The sequence below is a fragment of the Roseateles sp. P5_B10 genome (assembly GCF_056400485.1).
In genome coordinates this window covers 1-778 of the sequence record NZ_JBFULE010001407.1, presented here as the reverse complement: position 1 = coordinate 778, position 778 = coordinate 1, and the positions used below count along the sequence as shown (strand labels likewise).

Genomic DNA, 778 nt, shown 5'->3' with positions numbered 1-778 from the left:
TGGATAACTTTGTGGGCAACGCAGCGGCGCTGGCCTGCAGAGGCCGTCAAATCAAGGCCTTGGACAAGTTGCCTCAAGTTTGAGCAGTGGAATTCGAATTGAAAAACAAGGCCTTATGTGCTCATGACAGCTCTGTGACGGGCGAAATGAGCCGAAATTGCCCGCCAGCCCAGTATTGGCGCGGCTGTGGACTTCCCGGCCCGCGCCGGCATTGGGTTTGCGCGTGATTGAGCCCCGCGAAGCCGCTTCAAATCGTCGTGTCTGGGGCGTGGCTGGTTTGCTGGAGGCGGTGAGCCAGAGCCTGGCTGAGCGCTTCTCGGTCGTCGCCGTTGGCGGCGAGATCACTGGCTTCACGCGCGCCGCCAGCGGCCACTGCTATTTCGGATTGAAGGACGCCGACGGCCATGCCGCCAGCCTGCGCTGCGCGATGTTCCGCCGCGCCGCCGCCATGCTGGACTTTGCGCCGGCCGAAGGCGTGCTGGTCGAGGTGCGCGGCCGCGTCGCCGTCTACGAGCCGCGCGGCGAGCTGCAGTTCGTCGTCGAGGCCATGCGCCGTGCCGGTGCCGGCACGCTGTACGAGCAGTTCCTCGCGCTGCGGGCGCGGCTGACGGCCGAGGGCCTGTTCGATGCCGACACCAAGCGCGCGCTGCCCACCCACCCGCGCCGCATCGGCGTCATCACGTCGACGGCCGGTGCAGCCCTGCACGATGTGCTGACGGCGCTGGCGCGGCGAGCGCCCCAGGTCGAGGTGCTGGTCTACCCGAGTCCGGTGCAGGGC

Annotated in this window: 1 protein-coding gene; it reads left to right on the top strand. The window is 67.6% G+C overall.

Annotated features, from left to right (window positions below):
* Nucleotides 1–223: 223 nt before the first annotated feature.
* Nucleotides 224–778: exodeoxyribonuclease VII large subunit (gene xseA, locus AC1DU6_RS33640; protein WP_477862703.1), on the top strand; the 555-nt coding region annotated here is incomplete at its 3' end.